This window comes from Synechococcus sp. RedBA-s, assembly GCF_024345495.1.
GTDB lineage: Bacteria > Cyanobacteriota > Cyanobacteriia > PCC-6307 > Cyanobiaceae > Regnicoccus_A.
In genome coordinates, this window is record NZ_JAGQBF010000011.1 from 1 (window position 1) to 20265 (window position 20265).

Genomic DNA, 20265 nt, shown 5'->3' on the forward strand with positions numbered 1-20265 from the left:
CACGGCGCCGCAGCAGCCAGCTGGGCTGCCCCTCTTGCCACTCCATTACAGCCTCTCCTGCCACAGCTCAAGCAACCAGATGCAGGCCATAGGCTGCCAAAAAGCCGCGACAGCCTCGTGTTCCGCAATCTGCTGATCGCCGATTCCGGCAAGGGCCACGTCGAGGAAATGGTGCGCATGCTGCGGGAACTCCCGGCGTTCCGACAGGCCCGGCTCAACCTGCTGCACGTGGTGCCAGAGCAGGCCGGCGAGGATTTTCAGGAGCACTGGCAGAAAGCCTCTGGCATCGTGGCCGACGCGATCCAGCGGCTGGGGCTCGATCCCACGGAGGTGAATGCCATCATTCGCCAGGGCGACACCAAGCAGACCGTTCTCAAGGTGGCCGACGAGCTGGATGCCGATCTGATCCTGATGGGGTCGAGGGGTCTGGGGCGGCTGCAGTCAATCCTGGCCAACAGCTCCAGCCAGTACGTCTTTCAGCTCTCGACTCGGCCGATGCTGCTGGTGCGCGACGACCTCTATGTGCGCCACGTGAACAGGGTGATGGTGACCCTCGACGGCACCGGCGTGGGCGATGACGCCCTCAGGATCGCCTGCGAACTGGTGCGGGAGATCCCCGGAGGAACCCTCACAGGCGTGCACATCTCCCGCCAGGACATCCAGCCCAGCCGCGGTGGCAAAAGCCCCGCCGACCTGGTGATCGACAAAGCGGTGCAGCGGGCCCGCACCCTCGGGGTGGAGCTCAAGGGTATTCATGGCACCGGCGACGTCGGCCGCGGGGTCTGTGCCATGGCCAATGAGACCAAGGCCGATCTGCTGGTGATCGCCTCCCAGGACCGCAGACCCCTCGTGGCCAGGAGTCTGGTGGACATCGACCGTCTGCTGGGCAGCTCCGTGAGCGATTACATCCGCGTGCATGCACCGGCACCGGTGCTGCTGGTGCGGGAGCCCGAATCAGGCCGCTGAGCCCTTAGAGCCTGCGCTGAAGACACCAAAAAAATGCCGATGACCATGGATGTCATGGCCACCGGCGGTAGTTCAGCGTGGGAGGCCAAAGAACGTTCAAGAGGCTTTGAAACCGCCCCGAACCAGGCTCAACCCTGCTCGCGGCTGCTGGTCTGGATGTAGAGAACGATCAGGAAGACGGCCGGCACCAGCACGAACATGAGGCTGGCCACAAAACCCAGATCATTGGTTTCCATGGAAGCTTTAGGGCGGGTTGAGGGTGGCGTGGGGCGACCGTATCACCCACCGATGGGGCCCTACTCCACCGCTTCACCGGCCGTAGCGGTTGACTCAAGGTCGGTGGGCTCAGCTGCCGGCGGCTCCTCCGTGGCCGGCCAGGCCGTGGGCCCGGCCCCCAGGGGCTCCGCCCGGGCCGCCGCCAGCAGGGCCTCACGATCAGCCAGGCCCGCCTGGGGCCTGGTGAGCACCACCAGCGAGCGCTGCACCAGGGCCTGACAGGCCAGACGCCAACCCTCGGGACGTCGGCGCAGCTTGCGGTCCTCCACGGCGGTGCGGGGGGTCAGCGCGCCCGGCGAGGCTTCGGCCACCACATCGACAAAGCAGGTGATGCACTGTCCGCAGCCACCACAATTGCCGAGCTGCCCCTTGAGCCCGTAGAGCTCCAGCCCTTCGCGCAGGGCCACCTCCCGCAGGTTTTCGCCGGGGTAGCACTCCACATCACGGCCCTCACGGGCGAAGCGGATCACGGGCATCAGGATCAGGCGCGGAAGCCTCCATTCTGAGCCCTGCAAGTTGCGTTTTGTAAATAACCATCCGGGTAAAGCGCCGGATCGCGCGTCACGGCTCGTTTCAGCTCGCCGGCCCCGCTCCCGCTGGCCAGGGGAACCCCTTACGATCGCAAGCACGGAACGATCCTTTTGATCGTCCACTGCTTGTGCTGGCGTCATGTCGTCACAGGCAGCTGTTCGTTACCCCGGACCTGACCCCCATGGGATTGCCCTGGTATCGGGTGCACACGGTCGTGATCAACGACCCGGGCCGCTTGCTGGCCGTGCACCTCATGCACACCGCTTTGGTCGCCGGCTGGGCCGGCTCCATGGCGCTCTATGAGCTCGCCATTTTTGATCCATCCGACTCGGTGCTCAACCCGATGTGGCGCCAGGGCATGTTCGTCATGCCGTTCATGGCCCGCCTGGGTGTAACCGGCAGCTGGAGCGGCTGGAGCATCACCGGAGAAACTGGAGTCGACCCCGGCTTCTGGAGTTTCGAAGGCGTCGCTGCCGCACACATCATTTTCAGCGGCCTGCTGTTCCTGGCCGCCATCTGGCACTGGACCTACTGGGATCTGGAGATCTGGCAGGACCCCCGTACCGGTGAACCGGCGCTGGACCTCCCCAAGATCTTCGGCATTCACCTGCTGCTCGCCGGCCTCGGCTGCTTCGGTTTCGGCGCCTTCCACCTCACCGGAGTCTTCGGACCGGGGATGTGGGTCTCCGATCCCTACGGCCTCACGGGTCACCTTGAGAAGGTGCAGCCCGCCTGGGGACCTGAAGGATTTAACCCCTTCAACCCGGGCGGGATCGTGGCCCACCACATCGCCGCCGGCATCGTGGGCATCATCGCCGGCATTTTTCACATCACCACTCGCCCACCGGAGCGTCTGTACAAGGCGTTGAGGATGGGGAACATCGAAACGGTGCTGGCCAGTGCCATTGCTGCGGTGTTCTTTGCGGCCTTCATCGTGGCCGGAACCATGTGGTATGGATCAGCAGCCACACCTGTGGAGTTGTTCGGCCCCACTCGCTACCAGTGGGATCAGGGCTACTTCCGCACCGAGATCAACCGCCGCGTCCAGACAGCCCTCGAGAACGGCTCCAGTGCCGAAGAGGCCTATGGATCCATCCCCGAGAAACTGGCCTTCTTCGACTACGTCGGTAACAGTCCAGCTAAGGGTGGTCTGTTCCGCGTCGGTCCGATGGTCAACGGCGATGGCCTGCCCACCACCTGGCTTGGTCACATCAGCTTCACCGACAAGGACGGCCGCAACCTCCAGGTGCGCCGCCTGCCCAACTTCTTTGAGAACTTCCCAGTGGTTCTCGAAGATGACCAAGGCATCGTCAGGGCTGATATTCCCTTCCGCCGCGCCGAAGCCCGCTACTCCTTCGAGCAGACCGGCGTGACGGCCACCATCTACGGCGGTGCCCTCAACGGCCAGACCTACACCGACCCTGCAGCTGTCAAGAAGCTGGCCCGCAAGGCCCAGTTGGGTGAAGCGTTCGAATTCGACCGCGAGACCTACCACTCCGACGGCACCTTCCGCAGCTCACCCCGCGGCTGGTTCACCTTCGGCCACGCCACCTTCGCCCTGCTCTTCTTCTTCGGGCACATCTGGCACGGCGCTCGCACCCTGTATCGGGATGTGTTCGCCGGCATCGACCCCGACCTGGGTGAGCAGGTGGAATTCGGCCTGTTCCAGAAGCTGGGAGACCGCACCACCCGCCGTCTCCCCGAGGGTTACATCCCACCGGCTGGCTCCAAGCTCAGCTGATCGCCCCCACTCAGGAGATTCTCGATGGAGAGCTTCGCTTACATCCTCATCCTCACCCTGGCGATCGCCACCCTCTTCTTCGCGATCGCCTTCCGCGATCCCCCGAAGATCGGCAAGTGAGACCCTGGGTCCACTGAGGCCCCAGACCCCATTCAGCCCTCGCCCCGGCGGGGGCTTTTTGATGTGCGCAGCCATCACCGGTAATCACCCATCAGCGGTTACCAACATCAAACGCCCTGCAAAGGACAGCGCAGTTCTGCCTCCGGCGCTGAATTGAGCACTACCCGCTTCTCAATCGGAGCGCAACTGACTACACTTTCAGGAATCAAACCGCGTGGGTCGCCAAGGGATGCAATGTCCCTCCTGCCAACACACCGAGAGCCGGGTGCTGGAATCCCGATCCGCGGACAGTGGCCGCAGTGTGCGCAGGCGGCGTGAGTGCCTCCACTGCGACTTTCGCTTCACCACCTACGAACGGGTGGAAACCGTGCCGATCACGGTGATCAAACGCACCGGCAACCGAGAGATCTTCAGCCGCAGCAAACTGCTGCATGGCCTGGTGCGCGCCTGCGAAAAAACCGGCCTTGAGCCCGCGCGTCTGGAATCCATCGTCGACGACATTGAGCTGCAACTGCAGCAGCAGCGCCACGGCCGCGAGGTGAGCAGCGCTGAGATCGGTGAACTGGTGTTGCAGCAGCTCAGCGAGATCAGCGAGGTGGCTTACGTGCGCTTCGCTTCGGTCTACAGGCAGTTCCAGGGCATCAGCGACTTCGTCGCCACCCTTGAGGGGCTCAGCGGCCGGACCTCTCGCCAGCGCCCTGATGGGGCCCTCGCCGCCGTGAGCTGAAGGCCTGGGGAGGGTGGATTTGTATGATCGTGGATCGCGTGCGTCTGTCGGCGGGCAGGCACTCGGTTCCCTTCATTCTGCCCTGGGCAGACCGCCCCCCCTTCCATGACCGTGACCCCTTCCGAGATCAGCAGCACCGAGGCCGAACTGGATCCGACGGGGGAGGCCCCGGCAGATCTTGATCCGACCAGCGAGACCTCGGCTGATCTGAACTTCGACATTCCGGAAGAGGTCCCCACAGCCGACGACCCCAGCAGCCGCGCCGCCAGCCGCGACACCGAAGGTGCCGGCTTCTCGCTGGAGGAGTTCGCCTCCCTGCTCAGCAAGTACGACTACAACTTCAAGCCCGGCGACGTGGTCAACGGCACCGTGTTCGCCATGGAGCCCAAGGGCGCCATGATCGACATCGGCGCCAAGACCGCAGCCTTCATGCCACTGCAGGAGGTGTCGATCAACCGGGTCGAGAACCTCTCCGACGTGCTGGAGCCCGGTGAGATCCGTGAGTTCTTCATCCTCAGCGAGGAGAACGAGGACGGCCAGCTCACCCTCTCGATCCGCCGGATCGAATACCAGCGGGCCTGGGAGCGGGTGCGTCAGCTCCAGAAGGAAGACGCCACCATCTACTCGGAGGTGTTCGCCACCAACCGCGGTGGTGCCCTGGTGCGGGTGGAAGGCCTGCGAGGCTTCATCCCCGGCAGCCACATCAGCACCCGCAAGCCCAAGGAAGATCTCGTTGCCGATTTCCTCCCCCTCAAGTTCCTGGAGGTGGACGAGGAACGCAACCGCCTGGTGCTCAGCCATCGCCGCGCCCTGGTGGAGCGCAAGATGAATCGCCTCGAGGTGGGCGAGGTGGTGATCGGCACCGTGCGGGGGATCAAGCCCTACGGCGCTTTCATCGACATCGGCGGTGTCAGCGGCCTGCTGCACATCTCCGAGATCAGCCACGAGCACATCGAGACCCCCCACACGGTGCTCAACGTGAACGATCAGATGAAAGTGATGATCATCGACCTCGACGCCGAGCGGGGCCGCATCTCCCTCTCCACCAAAGCCCTCGAGCCCGAACCCGGTGACATGCTCACCGATCCCCAGAAGGTGTTCGACAAGGCCGAGGAAATGGCCGCCCGCTACAAGCAGATGCTGCTGGAGCAGGCCGAGGAGAACGAGCCCATGGGCGTCACCCTCGACTGAGCGCCATAGCCTGAGGCCCCTGCACCGATCCGATGGCTGAACTGCTTCTGCGTGGTCAACCCCTCGGATCGGTTGAAGCCATCCTTTTTGACAAGGACGGCACCCTCAGCCTCAGTGAGCCGGGCCTGCTGGCCCTGAGCCGCGCCAGGCTCCAGGCCTGCCTGGAGCATCTGCCTGAAGCCAGCCGCCCCCAGTTCCAGCACCTGCTGGAGCGGGCCTACGGCCTGGAGAGCGATCGGCTCCACCCGGCGGGCACCACCGCCGTGGCCAGCCGCCAGCACAACCTGATCTCCACCGCCACCGCGTTCTGTCAGGTGGGTCTGGGATGGCCGGATGCCCTGGCCCACAGCGAAGCCGTGTTCGCGGCCACCGATCCGACCAGAGATCCGGCCACAGATCCAGCCGTAGATCGTGAGCTCATCCATGGCCAGGGGCCGCGTCCGGGCGAGGCGCCCCTGGCACCGCTCACCGAGGGGGTGAAGCCCCTGCTGCTGGAGCTGCACCGCTCGGGCGTGCTGCTGGCGGTGATCAGCAACGATGACAGCGAGGGAATCCATCGCTTCCTGGGCGGCCATGGGCTCTCCGAGCTGTTCCAGGAGATCTGGAGCGCCGACATGCGACCGCTGAAGCCGGATCCAGCGGCCGTGCACGGGCTCTGCTCCAGGCTTGGCGTCAACCCTTCGGCCTGTGCCCTGATCGGGGATGCCAGCAGTGATCTGCGCATGGCCGAGGGGGCGGGGGTGGGCCTGGCCCTGGGCTACAGCGCCGGCTGGAGCAGCAGGCCGCCGCTGCCGGAGCATCTGCCCCATCTCGATCACTGGCAGGAGTTGGGAGTCGGGCGATAAGCTCAGTCATCTTGATGACCGTGCAAGCCGGGATGAGCCGTTACGTCTTCACCTCTGAATCGGTCACAGAGGGCCATCCCGACAAGATCTGCGATCAGATCAGCGATGCCGTTCTCGATGCTCTGCTGAGCGCCGACCCCGCCAGCCGGGTGGCCTGCGAAACCGTGGTCAACACGGGGCTCTGCCTGGTCACCGGCGAGGTGAGCACCACCGCCCGGGTCGACATCACCAGCCTGGTGCGATCGGTGATCGCCTCAATCGGCTACAGCGGCGCCAAAGCCGGTGGCTTCGATGCCAACAGCTGCGCGGTGCTCACTGCCCTCGACCAGCAATCCCCTGATATCGCACAGGGCGTTAATGAAGCCGACGACCACGACGGCGACCCGCTTGATCTGGTGGGAGCCGGCGATCAGGGGATCATGTTCGGCTTCGCCTGCGACGAAACCCCGGAGCTGATGCCCCTGCCCATCAGCCTTGCCCACCGGCTCGCGCGCCAGCTGGCCCAGGTGCGTCACGACAACACCCTTCCCTACCTGCTCCCCGATGGGAAGACCCAGGTGAGTGTGGTCTATGAGAACGATCGACCTGTTGCGATCGACACCCTCCTGATCTCCACCCAGCACCTGGCGGAGATCGACGGCATCAGTGACGAAGCAGGCCTGCGCCAGCGCATCGCCGATGACCTCTGGACCCATGTGGTGATCCCGGCCACGGCCGATCTGCCGCTGCAACCCGAGCGCGGGGCGGTGCGTTTTCTGGTCAATCCCACCGGCAAGTTCGTGGTGGGCGGCCCCCAGGGTGATGCGGGCCTGACAGGCCGCAAGATCATCGTTGACACCTACGGCGGAACGGCGCGTCACGGCGGCGGAGCTTTCTCGGGCAAGGATCCCACCAAGGTGGATCGTTCCGCGGCCTATGCCGCCCGCCATGTGGCCAAGAGCCTGGTGGCGGCTGGCCTGGCCCGGCGAGTGGAGGTTCAGCTCAGCTATGCGATCGGCGTGGCCAAACCGGTGAGCATCCTGGTGCAGAGTTCCGGCACCGGCAGGATCAGCGACGACGATCTCACCGCCCTGGTGCAGGAGCACTTCGACCTGCGCCCCGGGGCGATCATCGAGACCTTCGGCCTGCGCGAACTTCCTCGTCAGCGGGGCGGCCGCTTCTATCAGGATGTGGCCGCCTATGGCCACTTCGGTCGGCCCGACCTCAACCTGCCCTGGGAAGACGTGAGTGAGGCGGCCGCCAGGCTGCAGCAGGCCACGGCCGATCATGTCCCCGTGGGCCAGCCAGCCGCCTGAACTCCGCGCTCAGCTGCCCTGGCGACGACGAGCTCCACCCCCTGGCTGCGGGGGTGGATGCCGGCAGCGGTGGCCTCCGCCTGGCGGTGATCGATGCCCAGGGACAGGTGCTGAGTGAGCAGGCCACGGCTTATCCCAGCAGCTTCAACGACCCAGGGAGCTGGCGGCAGGGTCTGGTGGCGCTGGTGCAGGCCCTGCCCGCCCAGCTCAGGCGGCGGTTGGCCGCCATCAGCGTCGATGGCACATCGGGCACCCTGCTGGCCTGCCGCTCGGACGGCACACCCCTGGGACCCGCCCTGGCCTACAGCCAGGCCTGCCCTGAGCAGGCGCAAGCCCTCACGGCGCTGGTGCCCGCCGGCTGCGCCGCCGCCAGTGTCACCGGCAGCCTGGCCCGGGCCCTGCGCCTGCTGGCCTCGCCCACGGGGAGGACTGCGGCAGCCGGAGCAGGTGCTGATCTGCTTCTGCGCCACCAGGCCGACTGGCTGATGGGCTGGTTGCTGGGCGACTGGCGCTGGGGCGAAGAAGGCAACAACCTGCGCCTGGGCTGGGATCTCAGGCGACAGTGCTGGGCCGGTGAGCTGGAGCGGCAAGCGTGGGCGGCAGCGCTGCCAGAGGTGGTCGAAAGCGGCACGGTGCTGGGACCACTGGCTCCCGGCTGCGCCGCTGAGCTGGGGCTGCCGGGCTCCTGCCTGGTGGTGGCCGGCAGCACCGACGCCAACGCCGGAGTGCTGGCGGCCGATCCGGCCCCTGGCGACGGGATCACCGTGCTGGGCACCACCCTGGTGCTGAAACAGTTTGTGTCGGAGCCGATCGAGGCCCCGGGGCTGAGCTGCCATCGGCTGGGGGGGCGCTGGCTGGTGGGCGGAGCCTCCAACGCCGGTGGCGGCGTGCTGCGCCAGTTCTTCAGTGATGCCGAGCTGGAGCGGCTCAGCCGTCAGATCGATCCATCCAGGCCCAGCGGACTGCACTACCGGCCCCTGCCAGCGAAGGGGGAGCGTTTCCCCCTCGACGACCCGGATCTGCTGCCGATCCTGGAGCCCAGGCCCGTGAGCGATGCACTCTTTCTCCAGGGGCTGCTGGAAGGGCTGGCCCGGATCGAGGCCCAAGGTTGGCTGCGCCTGGCTCAACTGGGTGCCCCCCCACTGCGGCGGGTGATCAGCCTGGGGGGCGGTGCACGCAATCCCCAATGGCGTCAGCTGCGCCAGCAGGCGATCGCAAGGCCAGTGCTCAACCGTCCGGGCCTCACGGCGGCCCAGGGCATGGCGCGGCTGGCCCTGGGCTCCCTCAGGGCGACCGGCCCAACGCCGAAGATGGAGGGGCCTGCCCCCCTTCCCAAGAGCCCATGAGCGACCGCCTGCGGACCGTGATCTCGATGACCCTGTTCGTGGTCCTGGCCGGCTATGTCGGCTTCAGCGCCATCCGGCTGGGACTGCTGCTCTGGCAGCGGTTCGCGCTGGTCTGAGTCCGGTCTCCGCCACAATCGACAGGAACCATTGCCCTGCCCCCATGGCCAGCGATCCCCTCAGCGAAGCCGTCAGTGATCGGATCTGCCGCCACATGAACAAGGACCACGGCTCCGCCGTGCTGGCCTACGCCCGCCACTACGGCGGAGCACAGCAGGCCAGCGCCGCTCGAATGCTGCGGGTCGGCCCCGAGGCTATGGAGCTCGAGGTGGATGGCGCCCACCTCTCAGTGCCCTTCGATCACGTGCTCAGCGACAGCGAGGATGCCCACCGCACCCTTGTGGCGATGCTCAAGGGTCTGCCCGAGGCCTGAGCTGATGGGAACACTGGGCGACAAGGTCACTCGTGTTCCGGGAGAACAGCGCCATGGTCCAGGCCCTGTGGAGGGGATGCCTCCAGCTGATCACCCAGGCCACCTGTCCGCTCTGCGGCCGCGCCAGCGAAGCTGAGCGCGGAGAGAATCATCACCAGCCGCAGCCCTGCCAGGCCTGCCGCCACTCACTGGATCTCGAGACCCAGCCCGATCAGCCCGGGGGTCTGTGCGGCCTCGAGCCCATGCCCTGGTGGGCCCTGGGCTGGTATCAGGGGGGGTTGCGCCACCTGCTGCTGCGCCAGCGGCGCGAGCCCGGCAGTCAGGCGATCCCCTGCCTGGCCAGCTGCCTGGCCGCCACCCTGCCCGCCTCTCTGCGGGGGCTGAGTGTCGTGGCGATCCCCAGCTGGAAACGGCGGGCCAACCCCCTGCCCCTGCTGATCTGCCAAGGGCTGGGGCTGCCCAGCGTGGCCCCCCTGGAGCGCAGCAGGGCCACGCTGGGACAGCACCACCTCAACCGCCGCCTGCGGGCGCTTAACCAGGAGGGGGCTTTCCGGGTGATCCCCAGCGGCGTCTCCCGCAGCCGGCGCTCCCGCCAGGGCCTGCTGTTGGTGGATGACATCCTCACCACCGGAGCTACGGCCATGGCCGCCGCCGCTGCCCTCAGGGAGGCTGGATACCCGGTAATGGGGCTGCTCTGTCTGGCCCGGACGCCTGCTCCAGGCCGTGATCTAAGATCCTCAAGTGCTGCCATGCGGCCGGCCGGGATAGCTCAGTTGGTAGAGCAGGCGACTGAAAATCGCCGTGTCCCCAGTTCAAATCTGGGTCCTGGCATTTTGTTCTGAACTCCCTCGTTCCAGCGGGCCAGACCCACCAACTCCGCTGGGTGTTTTCGAAGCTGAGCTGATCTGACGCGATGCGAACCCCTCCCGAGCAACCCTCCAACCAGCAGTTCAGCAACGCGGACAGCTACGCCATGGCCTTCGATGAGGCCTGGGGACAGATCGGCAACCTCGATCCCGCCGATTCGGCCGCCCGTGAAGCCGCCCTTGAGGGGGTGATCGGTGCCTTGAGCGAGCACCCTTTCGCCCTCAAGGAGCCTGAGCTGGTGCGCCAGGTGGCGGAATTCCGCCTGCGCCTGCTCAAGCGCTGAGGGCACGGCTGGAGGCCGGCCCCATAGGATTGGCCCCATGACCAGCTCCCTGCCGCGCCTGGTCCGGATGCTGAGCGCCGGGTTCAGTAACCAGGAGCAGGCTTTCGAGAACCCCCCCCTGTACGCCCACATCCTGGTGCGCTTCCGGCCGCTGCCGCATCTGGATCCAGGCTCGCTTCTGCTGGAGCAGTGGTATGCCTTCGCCCCTGGCCAGCCCTACCGCATCCGCGTGCTGCGAGCGGAGAACGCGTCGGATGGCAGCCTGCGCATCCTCAACCACGCCCTCCACGACGAGCGACGGTTCTGGGGAGCGGTGGAGGATCCTGAGCGCATGGCGCAGATCCAAACGGAGGATCTGCGCCTGCTCGACGGTTGCACCTATGTGGTGCAAGAGAAGGGTGAGGGCTTCGTCGGGGAGGTCGAACCCGGCTGCCGTTGCCTGGTGGAACGCAAGGGCTCCACGGCCTACCTCGTGAGCAGCTTCGAAATCGACGGCACGTCGATGCGCACAATCGACAGGGGAAACGACCCCGCCACCCATGAGCAGCTCTGGGGATCCCTGGCGGGGCCGTTTGAATTCCAGCGCACCGAGGACTTCAGCCCGGAAATCCCCAAAGCCTGGCTGGAGTGCTGGAAGCTTGGCTCGTGAAGCCTTGCGCTGCCCGTGAGCAGGGCAGGGGCTCTAGCCACTCCACTCAATCACCAAGCTTGAACCGGCACCATGCCGAGATGAAGCAAACCCCCGCAATTCGGTGCAGTCTCTGAAGATGTGTGAGGTCTTTGCAGTAGGGGTTCTGCTCAGACAGCGCGCCAAGCGTCAAGACCTTGTCGCCCAGGGCTCCATGGCCTGTCCAGGCTCAAGCAAATCCCATCGCCCTGCACGCCCGAGTGCCCAGCCTGGCCGGGATCAGCGAGGAAGATCCACTGGGTGCTGCCATCGGTGGGCTACTCCTTCGGAGAAGGCTTCGCCTAGGTCTGCAGCGCCCGGTTGATCACCTCCGCCACCGTGTCGTCCTCATAGGTGCGAGGCCGTCCAGGGCGGAGCTTGTCATGCAGCCCTTCCAGGCCCAGCTCCCGACACCGCTTGCGCCACTTGCCGACCGTCATCCCCGTCAGCCCCATTCGCTTGGCGATAGCCGTGTTGGTTTCGCCAGCACCACAGGCCAGCACGATCTGGGCGCGCTGCACGATCGAATGAGGTAGCGAGCGAGAGCTGGCGATGCACTGCAGTTGCCGAACCTCGTCATCGCTGAGGACCAGCGGTGGCATCGGACGACCAAGCGCCACGGAGCCACTCGGGTAACACCCCACTATTCTGGATGTTATTTCCGGGACGGCACACCTAGGATAATAGTTTGGTCAAAACAATTCTGATAGGGTGAATCTACGTGATCGCCCACCAGAGCTCAGAAGAACGGAACCGCAGGCTGCCTCGGTATCTGGGGATCTATGAAGGCCACAGGCCCCTCTCGGATCTCGCTGGCCTCAGCCCTCACTGAGTGCCTACGGCGGACGCTGATCCCTTAATGCCTTGGAGGGACTGCACAGCTGGGCACTCTCCCAAAGATGACCGTTTGTGAATCCTCGCCCAAGGGAACGGCAAGGGGGTTAACAATACTCATGTCAGCGGAAGCCCTTCTGGCTATCGGCAGGCTCAGTCGGCCCATAGCCAGAAACTACGCACTTGACTCTCGAGGGCGCAAGTTGCGCACTCTCACACAACTCACGACCCCCATCCGTCGAGAACAGGAGCTTTTTAATCAATGTTCGACGCTTTCACCAAGGTCATTGCCCAGGCTGATGCCCGAGGCGAATTCCTCAGTTCTGGACAGATCGACGCCCTGGGGTCGATTGTTGCTGATAGCAACAAGAGAATGGATGCCGTCAACCGGATCACCTCCAACGCTTCCACGATCGTTGCCAATGCAGCCCGCGATCTGTTCGCTCAGCAACCGGCGCTGATCGCACCCGGGGGCAACGCTTACACAAGCCGCAGGATGGCCGCATGCCTACGTGACATGGAGATCATCCTCCGCTACATCACGTATTCCATTTTCACCGGAGACACATCCGTTCTCGAAGATCGTTGCCTCAACGGCCTGCGGGAAACCTATCTTGCCCTTGGCACTCCTGGCGCTTCCGTCGCCGAAGGTGTACGCAAAATGAAGGATGCCTCCATTGCCATCGTCAACGATCGCGGCGGCATCACATCGGGCGATTGCAGCAACTTGATCTCCGAAATCGGCACCTACTTTGATCGCGCCGCCGCCGCCGTGGCCTGATCAGCATTTCATTTCAGGACATTCCTTACGCTCCCCCCCTCACCCATGTCGAAGACTCCGCTAACCGAGGCTGTCGCAGCTGCCGACTCCCAAGGCCGCTTTATAAGCAACACCGAAATCAACGCTGCCTTCGGACGCTTCACTCGAGCCAAGTCGGCTCTTGAGGCTGCTAAAGGATTGACAGCCAAAGCAGACACCCTTGTGAATGGTGCCGCTCAAGCCGTCTACAGCAAGTTCCCCTACACCACCCAGATGCAGGGGCCCACGTATGCTGCCGACCAACGCGGGAAGGACAAGTGCGCCCGTGATATCGGTTACTATCTGCGCATGGTCACCTACTGTCTTGTTGCTGGTGGCACCGGTCCGATGGACGAATATCTGATCGCTGGCATCGATGAGATCAACCGTACCTTTGAACTTTCTCCCTCCTGGTACGTGGAGGCCCTGAAATACATCAAGGCCAACCACGGAATGAGTGGAGAGCCTGGAACCGAGGCGAACAACTACATCGACTATGCCATCAACGCGCTTGTCTGAAGCAGGCAAGGCGACCTAAGATCGCCAATTCTCAATGATACTGGCCTCCTTCGGGGGGCCTTCTTCATGTCTGTGCCAGCCAAATGGGATCACTTCACAGACAGAGCATTTACCCTCTGTTCAATGAACCTCAATCCGCGAGCAGGGAAAGTCACGATTGATGTGGATTCCCTCTTCCCGCCCCCATAAACTCCATCTTCTAGAGGAAGATTTCATTCAAACTATCAAGTAACCATGGCACTGCCTTTGCTTCCTGTTAGTACGCTTACAATGAATGCGAGGGTCACCAGCTTCGCCCTGGCCGATGAGGAATGGAGCCGACAGTCCCAGTCGGCCGCGCGCAGCATCGCCGGGACCTGCGATCGTCGTGATCTGGATATCCAGATCGAGCAGGCCTATCGACAGATCTTCTTCCACGCCTTCAAGGTGGACCGCGATCCCATGCTGGAATCCCAGTTGCGCTCCGGGCAAATCACCATGCGGGACTTCGTGCGTGGCCTACTGTTGTCGCAGAAATTCCGCGACGACTTCTACCGCTGCAACAGCAACTATCGAATGGTCGAGCAGACCATCGGCCGAGTGCTTGGGAGGCCCGTCTACGGTGACCAGGAACGCATCGCGTATTCGATTCTGATCGCCCAGCGTGGTCTTCCTTCCCTAGTGGATGCACTCCTGGATTCCGAAGAGTACATGCAGACCTTCGGTAACGATACGGTGCCCTTCCAGCGATCCCGTGTTCTGCCTGGACAGCCGGTGGGCACAATGCCCTTCAACCAACAAGCCCCTCGCTATGGAGCCTACTGGCGGGACAGCATCGCCAAGCGGGCTCCCGCACAGTCGCTGACGTGGCAGAACAGCACCATGGGTCAACTGCCTGACTGGCTGGCCAATGCCCCCGCTCCATGGGCTCGCAAGCTCTGGCTGAACACCGTCGCGGCAGGGGGCTTCGTGATCACTGGATTGATGCTTTGGATCGCGCTTTCCATGCTCAGCACCGGTGGGCCGGGCTAGTGCTCGAGAGGCTGGAAACCGAGCGAGTTCCTGGCAAGTACCAGATGGGAGAGCACACCGCAGAGAGACTGTCATGAATGATTCTTGTCACAGGCTTCTCACCCTGCTGAAGTCATCTTATGGCCAGCATGACATCGTCGTCGACGAAGGTCAAACTGATCTACGCATAAATCTTCTCCCCGAAACCATCGATCTGTGGGGGGCTACTTACTCTCAGACAGACAACCCCGGCAACAATCTTCTGCTTGCCTGTTCCAGTTCAAGTGGACCAATTGAGGACACTTCATTGACCTGGGTCGTAGGCTCAGCGATCCGCCATGTTCATGTCAGCAGCGAGGATGAGTGTCGGCAGCTATTTCATGCTCTCGGACTGAAACCTGGGCTAGCAGATGCGATCGTCCGCCATTGTCCTGGTATAGCGAATGGAGCCATCTGGGCGTTGTATAATGAACGACATGGACATCTAGTAGCAACTCCCGTGGTCTCTGCAGGGTTGGGACGTGAGGCAATGGCCAGGTTAGCCTCGATCTCCTCATGAAGGCAAAATCATCGATGCTGCAGAAGTGATGGCGAAAAGCTTGCCTGAGATAATTGAAGGGGCTCGCATCCTTGGTCTTGCTCATGACAAGACCCTCCCGGCGAATGTTCGTGCAATTTTCCGGTGTGCTGATGATGCGAGCAGGCCTTTGACCACAAAGGAATTCGATGAGATTTGCCAGTTCTCCTGCATTGATTCCGAACCACTACGCCTGCTTCAAGAGAACGCCTCACAAGTAGTAGCAGACGTCAAGAGAAGACTGGTGGCAGAGGATCCTGGCCTGATCAAGCCCGGTGGATCACTTTTCCCGGAAAATCGCTCCGAGGCATGCTGGCGCGACTGCTGGCATTTTCTCCGCATCGCCATCTATGCCGTGGCCGCTGATCGGCAGACATTCACGCACCCACCAGGAGTCAGCGGCTTACGTGTACTTTATCGAGAACTGGCCGTTCCTATCGACAGCATGGCCAAGGCTTTATGCTACCTGCGTGAAGTCGCATCTATTCACTACGGATCGCTCGGCGGAAGCAAGGATACCTGGCGCCTGGAAATGGTCATTCGCCATCTGGAGGAGATGATCAGGGAGTTCTCTTGTCAAGCTGGAGAGGCAGGAGCCACTGTTCTGTGATGTTTTATTTCTATATCGTGGGGCGCTCACTTCCCAGTGGATGAACAAGGCTCCCCAGCAGTAACGTAACCTGGGAGAGTTGCATCTTTACAGATTGTTTCTAAGTATTCATGGGCCTCGTGCATAGCGCATCGCAATCCTCCATAGTGCCTGGTTGGCTTCCTCCGGAATCCAAACTCCCTTCCAACCAGGCCATCGATCGTGCTTTCGACGCTAGAGGAGCTGATTGGCGTGGGCTGGATCTCGGTGCTACTGATCTCACAGAAGCACGTCTTTGTCGTGTCGATTTAAGGGGAACGAATCTGAGTGAATGCACACTCGATGGAGCCGATCTGCGACTAGCTCGATATGACGGCATGACCATCTGGCCAGACAACTACGAGTATCGAGATTCCGGTGCAGTAGGTCCTAAGGCCAAGTTAAGCGGCCACTTTCTCAATAGCGCCGATCTTTCCGGCATGGACCTGAGCGGCTCCCTATTGATGGGTGCATACCTCAGCGGCGCAGATCTCAGCGGTGCTTGCCTGAGAGGAGTGCGCCTGGCAGGAGCGGATCTGCGTCATGCCGTGCTGCGCGGTGCTCTTTGCGAAGGGGTGCGTTTCTCAGGTTGTCAGCTGGATTATGCCGATTTTCGTTGGGCGAGCCTGACTGATGCTGACCTTTCAGCAGCCGAATCGATCCGTGGTTCCGACTTCACGAGCTCATCAGGGCTGGACTCGATTCGAGAGACCCTGATCGGACGGCCGTTCCAGGAGCTGGACTGTTGGAACCCTCTCACTCGCCATACGACCCGCGACAGCCTGATGACCTAAACATTACCGCCTGCATGTATGGACCATCACCCTCCCACAGACCATGCCAAGGTCGGCGTGGTTCTCCTGAACCTCGGAGGCCCTGAGCGGATTGAGGATGTCGCCCCGTTTCTCTATAACCTATTCTCCGATCCGGAAATCATCCGGCTTCCAACCCCGGTGCTGCAGAAGCCCCTGGCTTGGCTGATCAGCAGCCTGCGCAGCAACAAGTCCAAGCAAGCTTATCGCTCGATTGGCGGGGGTTCCCCTCTACGCCGCATCACCGAGCAGCAGGCCCGCGAACTGCAGAGCGAGCTGCGGGCGCGAGGAATCGAGGCCACAAGCTACGTAGCCATGCGCTATTGGCATCCCTTCACCGAGTCGGCCGTGGCCGACATCAAAGCGGACGGGATGGATCAGGTGGTGGTGTTGCCTCTCTACCCCCATTTCTCGATCAGTACCAGCGGGTCCAGCTTTCGGGAACTGCAGCGCCTGCGTAGAGCTGATCCAGACTTCGCAAAGCTTCCGATCCACTGCATCCGCGGTTACTACGACGACCCCGGCTACTTAGGGGCCATGGCCGAACTGATCTCTCGGGAGATTCAGGCCTGTCCCGAACCCGGCAGCGCCCATGTGTTCTTCAGCGCCCATGGCGTGCCCAAGAGCTACGTGGAAGTGGCGGGCGATCCCTATCAGAACGAGATCGAGACCTGCGCCCGCCTGATCATGGAAAGACTGGCCCGCGACCTAGGCCACTCAAACCCTTGCACCCTGGCCTACCAGAGCCGGGTGGGCCCAGTGGAGTGGCTGAAGCCCTACACCGATGAAGCCCTGCATGAGCTTGGTGAAGCAGGCGTGAAGGATCTGGTGGTGGTGCCCATCAGCTTCGTGAGCGAGCACATCGAGACCCTCGAGGAAATCGACATCGAATACCGGGAGATCGCCACACAGGTGGGCATCCTCAACTTCCGCCGTGTACCGGCCCTCGACACCACCCCCTCCTTCATCCACGGGTTGGCCGATCTGGTGCAGAAAGCCCTGGCCGGGCCGGAGGTAAACCTTGACCAGGCAGCCACACTTCACATCAAGGTGAAGCTGTATCCACAGGACAAGTGGGCCTGGGGCTGGAACAACAGCTCGGAAGTGTGGAACGGGCGGCTTGCTATGTTGGGAACCTTGGTAATCCTGATGGAACTACTGAGCGGCAACGGGCCTCTGCACGCCATCAATCTGCTTTGAGATAGGGTGTCACTACCCTCAGCTTCCTCCCTCCAGTTGAGCTTTATTAAGAACTCAGGGAGAAGGGGCAGGGACATATGATTATAACGGAGTCACTCAAGACCTGCGTTCATAATGGCTTTTGGTCCCGCCTCGCTCCTAGGCGTCGAAAGGTTTGACAGCCAGGATCCGCTTGAACTGTTACCAAACGATACAGACGCCAAAAAAGAACAGCTCATCCGTGCCGTGTATCGGCAGGTGCTCGGCAACTCCTATGTGATGGAAAGCGAGCGCCAGCTGGTCCCCGAATCGCAGTTCAAGCTGGGCGAGCTCAGCCTGCGCGAGTTCGTACGCAGCGTTGCCAAAAGTGAGCTGTATCGCACTCGTTTTTTTGATTCCTGCCCTCGCTACCGCTACATCGAGCTGGCCTTCCGCCACCTCCTGGGCCGGGCCCCAGCCGACTTTGCCGAGATGCGCGTCCATGCCGAACTTCTCGATAGCAAAGGATACGAAGCGGATATCGACAGTTTCATAGATTCAACGGAATATCAAGACACTTTCGGTGAGTGGACAGTCCCCTTCCACCGTGGCTGGAAGACCGAAAGCTGCAAAACCTTGCAGGAATTCACTTGGAGCTTCCAACTGCTCCGTGGTGCCAGCAGCAGTAGCTTCAAAGGCAATCTATCCGGCAAGGCAGCACGACTAGGTGGCAATGTCTATGTAAATCGCCCACTCCCGGTTGTTCCTCCCTCCTCCACGGATACACAAGGATGGAGCTTCAGGCCTTCTGCCAATTTCCAAGACGCCGCAACGCGACTGGGAGTCGGTGCCGGCCAGGAGGGTCGCATCTATCGGGTTGAAGTAACGGCCTACAGGGCCAAATCGATCCGGCCGATTTCACGCTACAAAAAGTCCAATCGGACTTATTTCGTCCCCTTCAACAAGCTGTCTCAAACCTACAAGGAAATTCACCGTGAAGGTGGAGTGATTGCCAGTATCACTCCAAACTGATAAGCGAAATTTTCATTTCCCCCTTGCCGACTCCCCCTCGCCACCTGCAAAACCATGTCTTCCCAGTCAGCAGCCCTGAGCTTTGGTGCCACCACTCTCCTCGATGCACCTGCTTCTTACAAGCTCGGCGCCGATGAAACGAGCCTGAACCTCGTGATCAGCGCCTCTTACCGGCATGTGTTCGGCAACACCATGCCCATGGAAAGCGAGCGTATTGACTCTGCCGAATCACAACTTCGCAACGGCACCATCTCGGTACGCGATTTTGTCCGCTGCCTGGCCAAGTCACCCTTCTATCGCTCACGCTTTTACGAAGCCGTTGCGCCTCACCGTTCGGTTGAACTGGCCATCAAGCATCTGCTGGGGCGACCTCCCATCGACGAGGCTGAGGTGAGCACGCACGTAGCTATAATCGCCAACGAAGGCTTTGAAGCGGATGTCGACGCCCTGATCGATTCCGACGAGTACGCCTCAGCCTTTGGAGAACATACGGCACCCCATATCCGTTCCTGGAACAGCCCAGAAGGGGCAGCACAGTCGTCCTTCAATCGCATCGCCGCGCTGGAGCAGAGCTTCGCTGGCAGCGACATCGCAATGGGGTCACGTAGCCAGTTGCTGACCAACCTCGCCATGGGACAGCCAATAACCATTCGTCTGCCGGCACATGCTTACCTCACCCAGTCCGGAAGAAGCTTTTCTGGCTCGGGTATGAGCAGTCGAGGAGCCTTTGCTCCTGTGCGCCGAAGCAGCAGCGATGGCGGTGATAGCTCAAGCCTGAGAGGTGATCTGTATGTGGGCTTCGGTCTTGGCCAGCGCAGTCAGGAGGTCTTCCAGCGTTGCCAGGGAGACACTGCCGACCAGATCCAGGCACTGATCCGTGCCACCTACCGGCAGGTGATGGGTAACCCTCATCTGATGGAAAGCGAGCGCGTGCTCACCTCAGAAAGCAAGTTCATCGAGGGTTATCTGAGCACCCGTGAGTTCGTGCGTTCCATTGCCTGCTCCCAGGAATACCGTCGCCGCTTTTTTGAAACCAACGCTCCCTATCGTTTCGTAGAGCTCAACTTCAAGCACCTGCTCGGCCGCGCACCTAACTCCCAGGCGGAAGTGAGTGAACACATCCGCCTGCTGGCTGAAAACGGCTATGAGGCAGACATCAGCAGCTACCTCGATAGCACCGAATATCAGACGTACTTCGGTGAAGATACAGTTCCCTTCCCCCGTATCCAGACGGAGAATGGCCGCGACCAGATCGGCTTCAATCGCCACCTGTCGCTGGTGGCGGGATATTCAAGCAGTGACACCATTCAGAATTCCTCAAGTCTGGTGAATTCGCTGGCGGCCAAAGCGCTCCCTGCCGGATGGAGCAACACAACCGTGCGGATCAATCGCTCGAGTGTTTTCAGCGGCTCTGTAGATCCCACCACAAAAAGGTATCGGATCGTTGTACAAGCGCAACCCGCTGGAGGGCGCCAGCGCACCCCGAATGCCAGCTATCTGGTATCCGGCAAGGACATGACGACCCAACTGGGTTATATCCATCGCCGTGGGGGCCGAATTGTCTCGATCACGGAAGTGGCCTGATCCAAGCAGGGGCCATCTGCCCGGCTGGCTCGCTGAGCAACCTGTAC

General features: G+C 62.2%; 23 protein-coding genes, 1 tRNA gene and 1 pseudogene. 21 read left to right on the forward strand and 4 right to left on the reverse strand.

What is annotated here, in order from left to right:
- Window positions 1-117: 117 nt before the first annotated feature.
- Window positions 118-966 (forward strand): universal stress protein, encoded by an 849-nt coding sequence (locus tag KBY67_RS05995; protein WP_255109798.1) that lies wholly within the window; start codon window positions 118-120, stop codon window positions 964-966.
- Window positions 967-1094: 128 nt separating this feature from the next.
- Here the strand turns inward: KBY67_RS05995 and psbM are convergent, their stop codons facing one another.
- Window positions 1095-1202 (reverse strand): photosystem II reaction center protein PsbM, encoded by a 108-nt coding sequence (psbM, locus tag KBY67_RS06000; protein WP_006173432.1) that lies wholly within the window; start codon window positions 1200-1202, stop codon window positions 1095-1097.
- Window positions 1203-1262: 60 nt separating this feature from the next.
- Entirely contained in the window at window positions 1263-1718 is a 456-nt protein-coding gene (locus KBY67_RS06005) for a 2Fe-2S iron-sulfur cluster-binding protein (RefSeq protein WP_255109803.1), read from the reverse strand.
- Window positions 1719-1954: 236 nt separating this feature from the next.
- Here KBY67_RS06005 and psbB point away from each other — a divergent pair, with 236 nt between their 5' ends.
- The 8 genes from psbB (at window position 1955) to KBY67_RS06045 (ending at window position 9468) form a co-directional block, all read left to right on the forward strand.
- Window positions 1955-3514 carry a photosystem II chlorophyll-binding protein CP47 gene (gene psbB, locus KBY67_RS06010; protein ID WP_255109805.1) on the forward strand — a complete coding sequence of 520 codons (1560 nt, stop codon included), beginning with the start codon at window positions 1955-1957 and terminating at the stop codon, window positions 3512-3514.
- 24 nt (window positions 3515-3538) lie between these two features.
- On the forward strand, window positions 3539-3634 hold the full coding sequence (locus KBY67_RS06015) for a photosystem II reaction center protein T (RefSeq protein WP_006042122.1): 96 nt from the start codon (window positions 3539-3541) through the stop codon (window positions 3632-3634).
- Window positions 3635-3863: 229 nt separating this feature from the next.
- Complete coding sequence (gene nrdR, locus KBY67_RS06020; RefSeq protein WP_255109807.1) at window positions 3864-4361, forward strand: transcriptional regulator NrdR; 498 nt, start codon at window positions 3864-3866, stop codon at window positions 4359-4361.
- A gap of 105 nt (window positions 4362-4466) precedes the next feature.
- Window positions 4467-5552: a 30S ribosomal protein S1 gene (locus tag KBY67_RS06025; protein WP_255109811.1), complete on the forward strand. Its 1086-nt coding sequence runs from the start codon at window positions 4467-4469 to the stop codon at window positions 5550-5552.
- A gap of 32 nt (window positions 5553-5584) precedes the next feature.
- Window positions 5585-6397, forward strand: a complete 813-nt coding sequence (locus tag KBY67_RS06030; protein WP_255109813.1) for an HAD family hydrolase — start codon at window positions 5585-5587, stop codon at window positions 6395-6397.
- A gap of 32 nt (window positions 6398-6429) precedes the next feature.
- Window positions 6430-7692 carry a methionine adenosyltransferase gene (gene metK, locus KBY67_RS06035; RefSeq protein ID WP_255109977.1) on the forward strand — a complete coding sequence of 421 codons (1263 nt, stop codon included), beginning with the start codon at window positions 6430-6432 and terminating at the stop codon, window positions 7690-7692.
- 53 nt (window positions 7693-7745) lie between these two features.
- Window positions 7746-9038: an FGGY-family carbohydrate kinase gene (locus KBY67_RS06040; RefSeq protein ID WP_255109815.1), complete on the forward strand. Its 1293-nt coding sequence runs from the start codon at window positions 7746-7748 to the stop codon at window positions 9036-9038.
- Between the two features lie 160 nt (window positions 9039-9198).
- A complete protein-coding gene (locus tag KBY67_RS06045) occupies window positions 9199-9468 on the forward strand; it encodes a DUF2470 domain-containing protein (protein WP_255109817.1) in 270 nt (89 codons plus the stop codon).
- Window positions 9469-9787: 319 nt separating this feature from the next.
- Here KBY67_RS06045 and KBY67_RS06050 read toward each other — a convergent pair whose 3' ends face one another.
- Entirely contained in the window at window positions 9788-10087 is a 300-nt protein-coding gene (locus KBY67_RS06050) for a hypothetical protein (RefSeq protein ID WP_255109819.1), read from the reverse strand.
- 139 nt (window positions 10088-10226) lie between these two features.
- Here KBY67_RS06050 and KBY67_RS06055 point away from each other — a divergent pair.
- The 3 genes from KBY67_RS06055 (at window position 10227) to KBY67_RS06065 (ending at window position 11267) form a co-directional block, all read left to right on the forward strand.
- Window positions 10227-10299, forward strand: a tRNA-Phe gene (locus KBY67_RS06055).
- A gap of 82 nt (window positions 10300-10381) precedes the next feature.
- Window positions 10382-10618, forward strand: coding sequence for a hypothetical protein (locus KBY67_RS06060; RefSeq protein WP_255109822.1), 237 nt, complete (start codon window positions 10382-10384; stop codon window positions 10616-10618).
- Window positions 10619-10655: 37 nt separating this feature from the next.
- Complete coding sequence (locus KBY67_RS06065; protein WP_255109824.1) at window positions 10656-11267, forward strand: chromophore lyase CpcT/CpeT; 612 nt, start codon at window positions 10656-10658, stop codon at window positions 11265-11267.
- Between the two features lie 320 nt (window positions 11268-11587).
- On the opposite strand, the gene KBY67_RS06070 is transcribed toward KBY67_RS06065, so the two are convergent.
- Window positions 11588-11887, reverse strand: a complete 300-nt coding sequence (locus KBY67_RS06070) for a helix-turn-helix domain-containing protein (RefSeq protein ID WP_255109826.1) — start codon at window positions 11885-11887, stop codon at window positions 11588-11590.
- Window positions 11888-12381: 494 nt separating this feature from the next.
- Here KBY67_RS06070 and KBY67_RS06075 point away from each other — a divergent pair, with 494 nt between their 5' ends.
- The 9 genes and pseudogenes from KBY67_RS06075 to KBY67_RS06110 all read left to right on the forward strand — a co-directional run bounded on the left by KBY67_RS06075 (window position 12382) and on the right by KBY67_RS06110 (window position 20218).
- Entirely contained in the window at window positions 12382-12900 is a 519-nt protein-coding gene (locus tag KBY67_RS06075; RefSeq protein ID WP_255109828.1) for a phycocyanin subunit beta, read from the forward strand.
- A 45-nt stretch (window positions 12901-12945) separates the two neighbouring features.
- Window positions 12946-13437, forward strand: a complete 492-nt coding sequence (cpcA, locus tag KBY67_RS06080; protein WP_255109829.1) for a phycocyanin subunit alpha — start codon at window positions 12946-12948, stop codon at window positions 13435-13437.
- Window positions 13438-13671: 234 nt separating this feature from the next.
- The gene (locus tag KBY67_RS06085) at window positions 13672-14448 is read left to right on the forward strand and encodes a phycobilisome rod-core linker polypeptide (RefSeq protein ID WP_255109831.1); all 777 of its coding nucleotides are present in this window, start codon (window positions 13672-13674) and stop codon (window positions 14446-14448) included.
- Between the two features lie 566 nt (window positions 14449-15014).
- Window positions 15015-15614: a phycobilisome polypeptide gene (locus KBY67_RS06090; RefSeq protein ID WP_255109833.1), complete on the forward strand. Its 600-nt coding sequence runs from the start codon at window positions 15015-15017 to the stop codon at window positions 15612-15614.
- Window positions 15615-15724: 110 nt separating this feature from the next.
- A pseudogene (locus KBY67_RS14765) lies at window positions 15725-15940 on the forward strand (pentapeptide repeat-containing protein); the annotation flags it as partial.
- Window positions 15941-15970: 30 nt separating this feature from the next.
- Window positions 15971-16426, forward strand: coding sequence for a pentapeptide repeat-containing protein (locus tag KBY67_RS06095; protein ID WP_315855560.1), 456 nt, complete (start codon window positions 15971-15973; stop codon window positions 16424-16426).
- Between the two features lie 18 nt (window positions 16427-16444).
- Window positions 16445-17644, forward strand: coding sequence for a ferrochelatase (gene hemH, locus KBY67_RS06100; RefSeq protein WP_255109835.1), 1200 nt, complete (start codon window positions 16445-16447; stop codon window positions 17642-17644).
- A 114-nt stretch (window positions 17645-17758) separates the two neighbouring features.
- The gene (locus KBY67_RS06105; RefSeq protein ID WP_255109837.1) at window positions 17759-18634 is read left to right on the forward strand and encodes a phycobilisome linker polypeptide; all 876 of its coding nucleotides are present in this window, start codon (window positions 17759-17761) and stop codon (window positions 18632-18634) included.
- Window positions 18635-18688: 54 nt separating this feature from the next.
- Window positions 18689-20218 (forward strand): phycobilisome rod-core linker polypeptide, encoded by a 1530-nt coding sequence (locus KBY67_RS06110; RefSeq protein WP_255109839.1) that lies wholly within the window; start codon window positions 18689-18691, stop codon window positions 20216-20218.
- Window positions 20219-20265 lie beyond the last annotated feature (47 nt).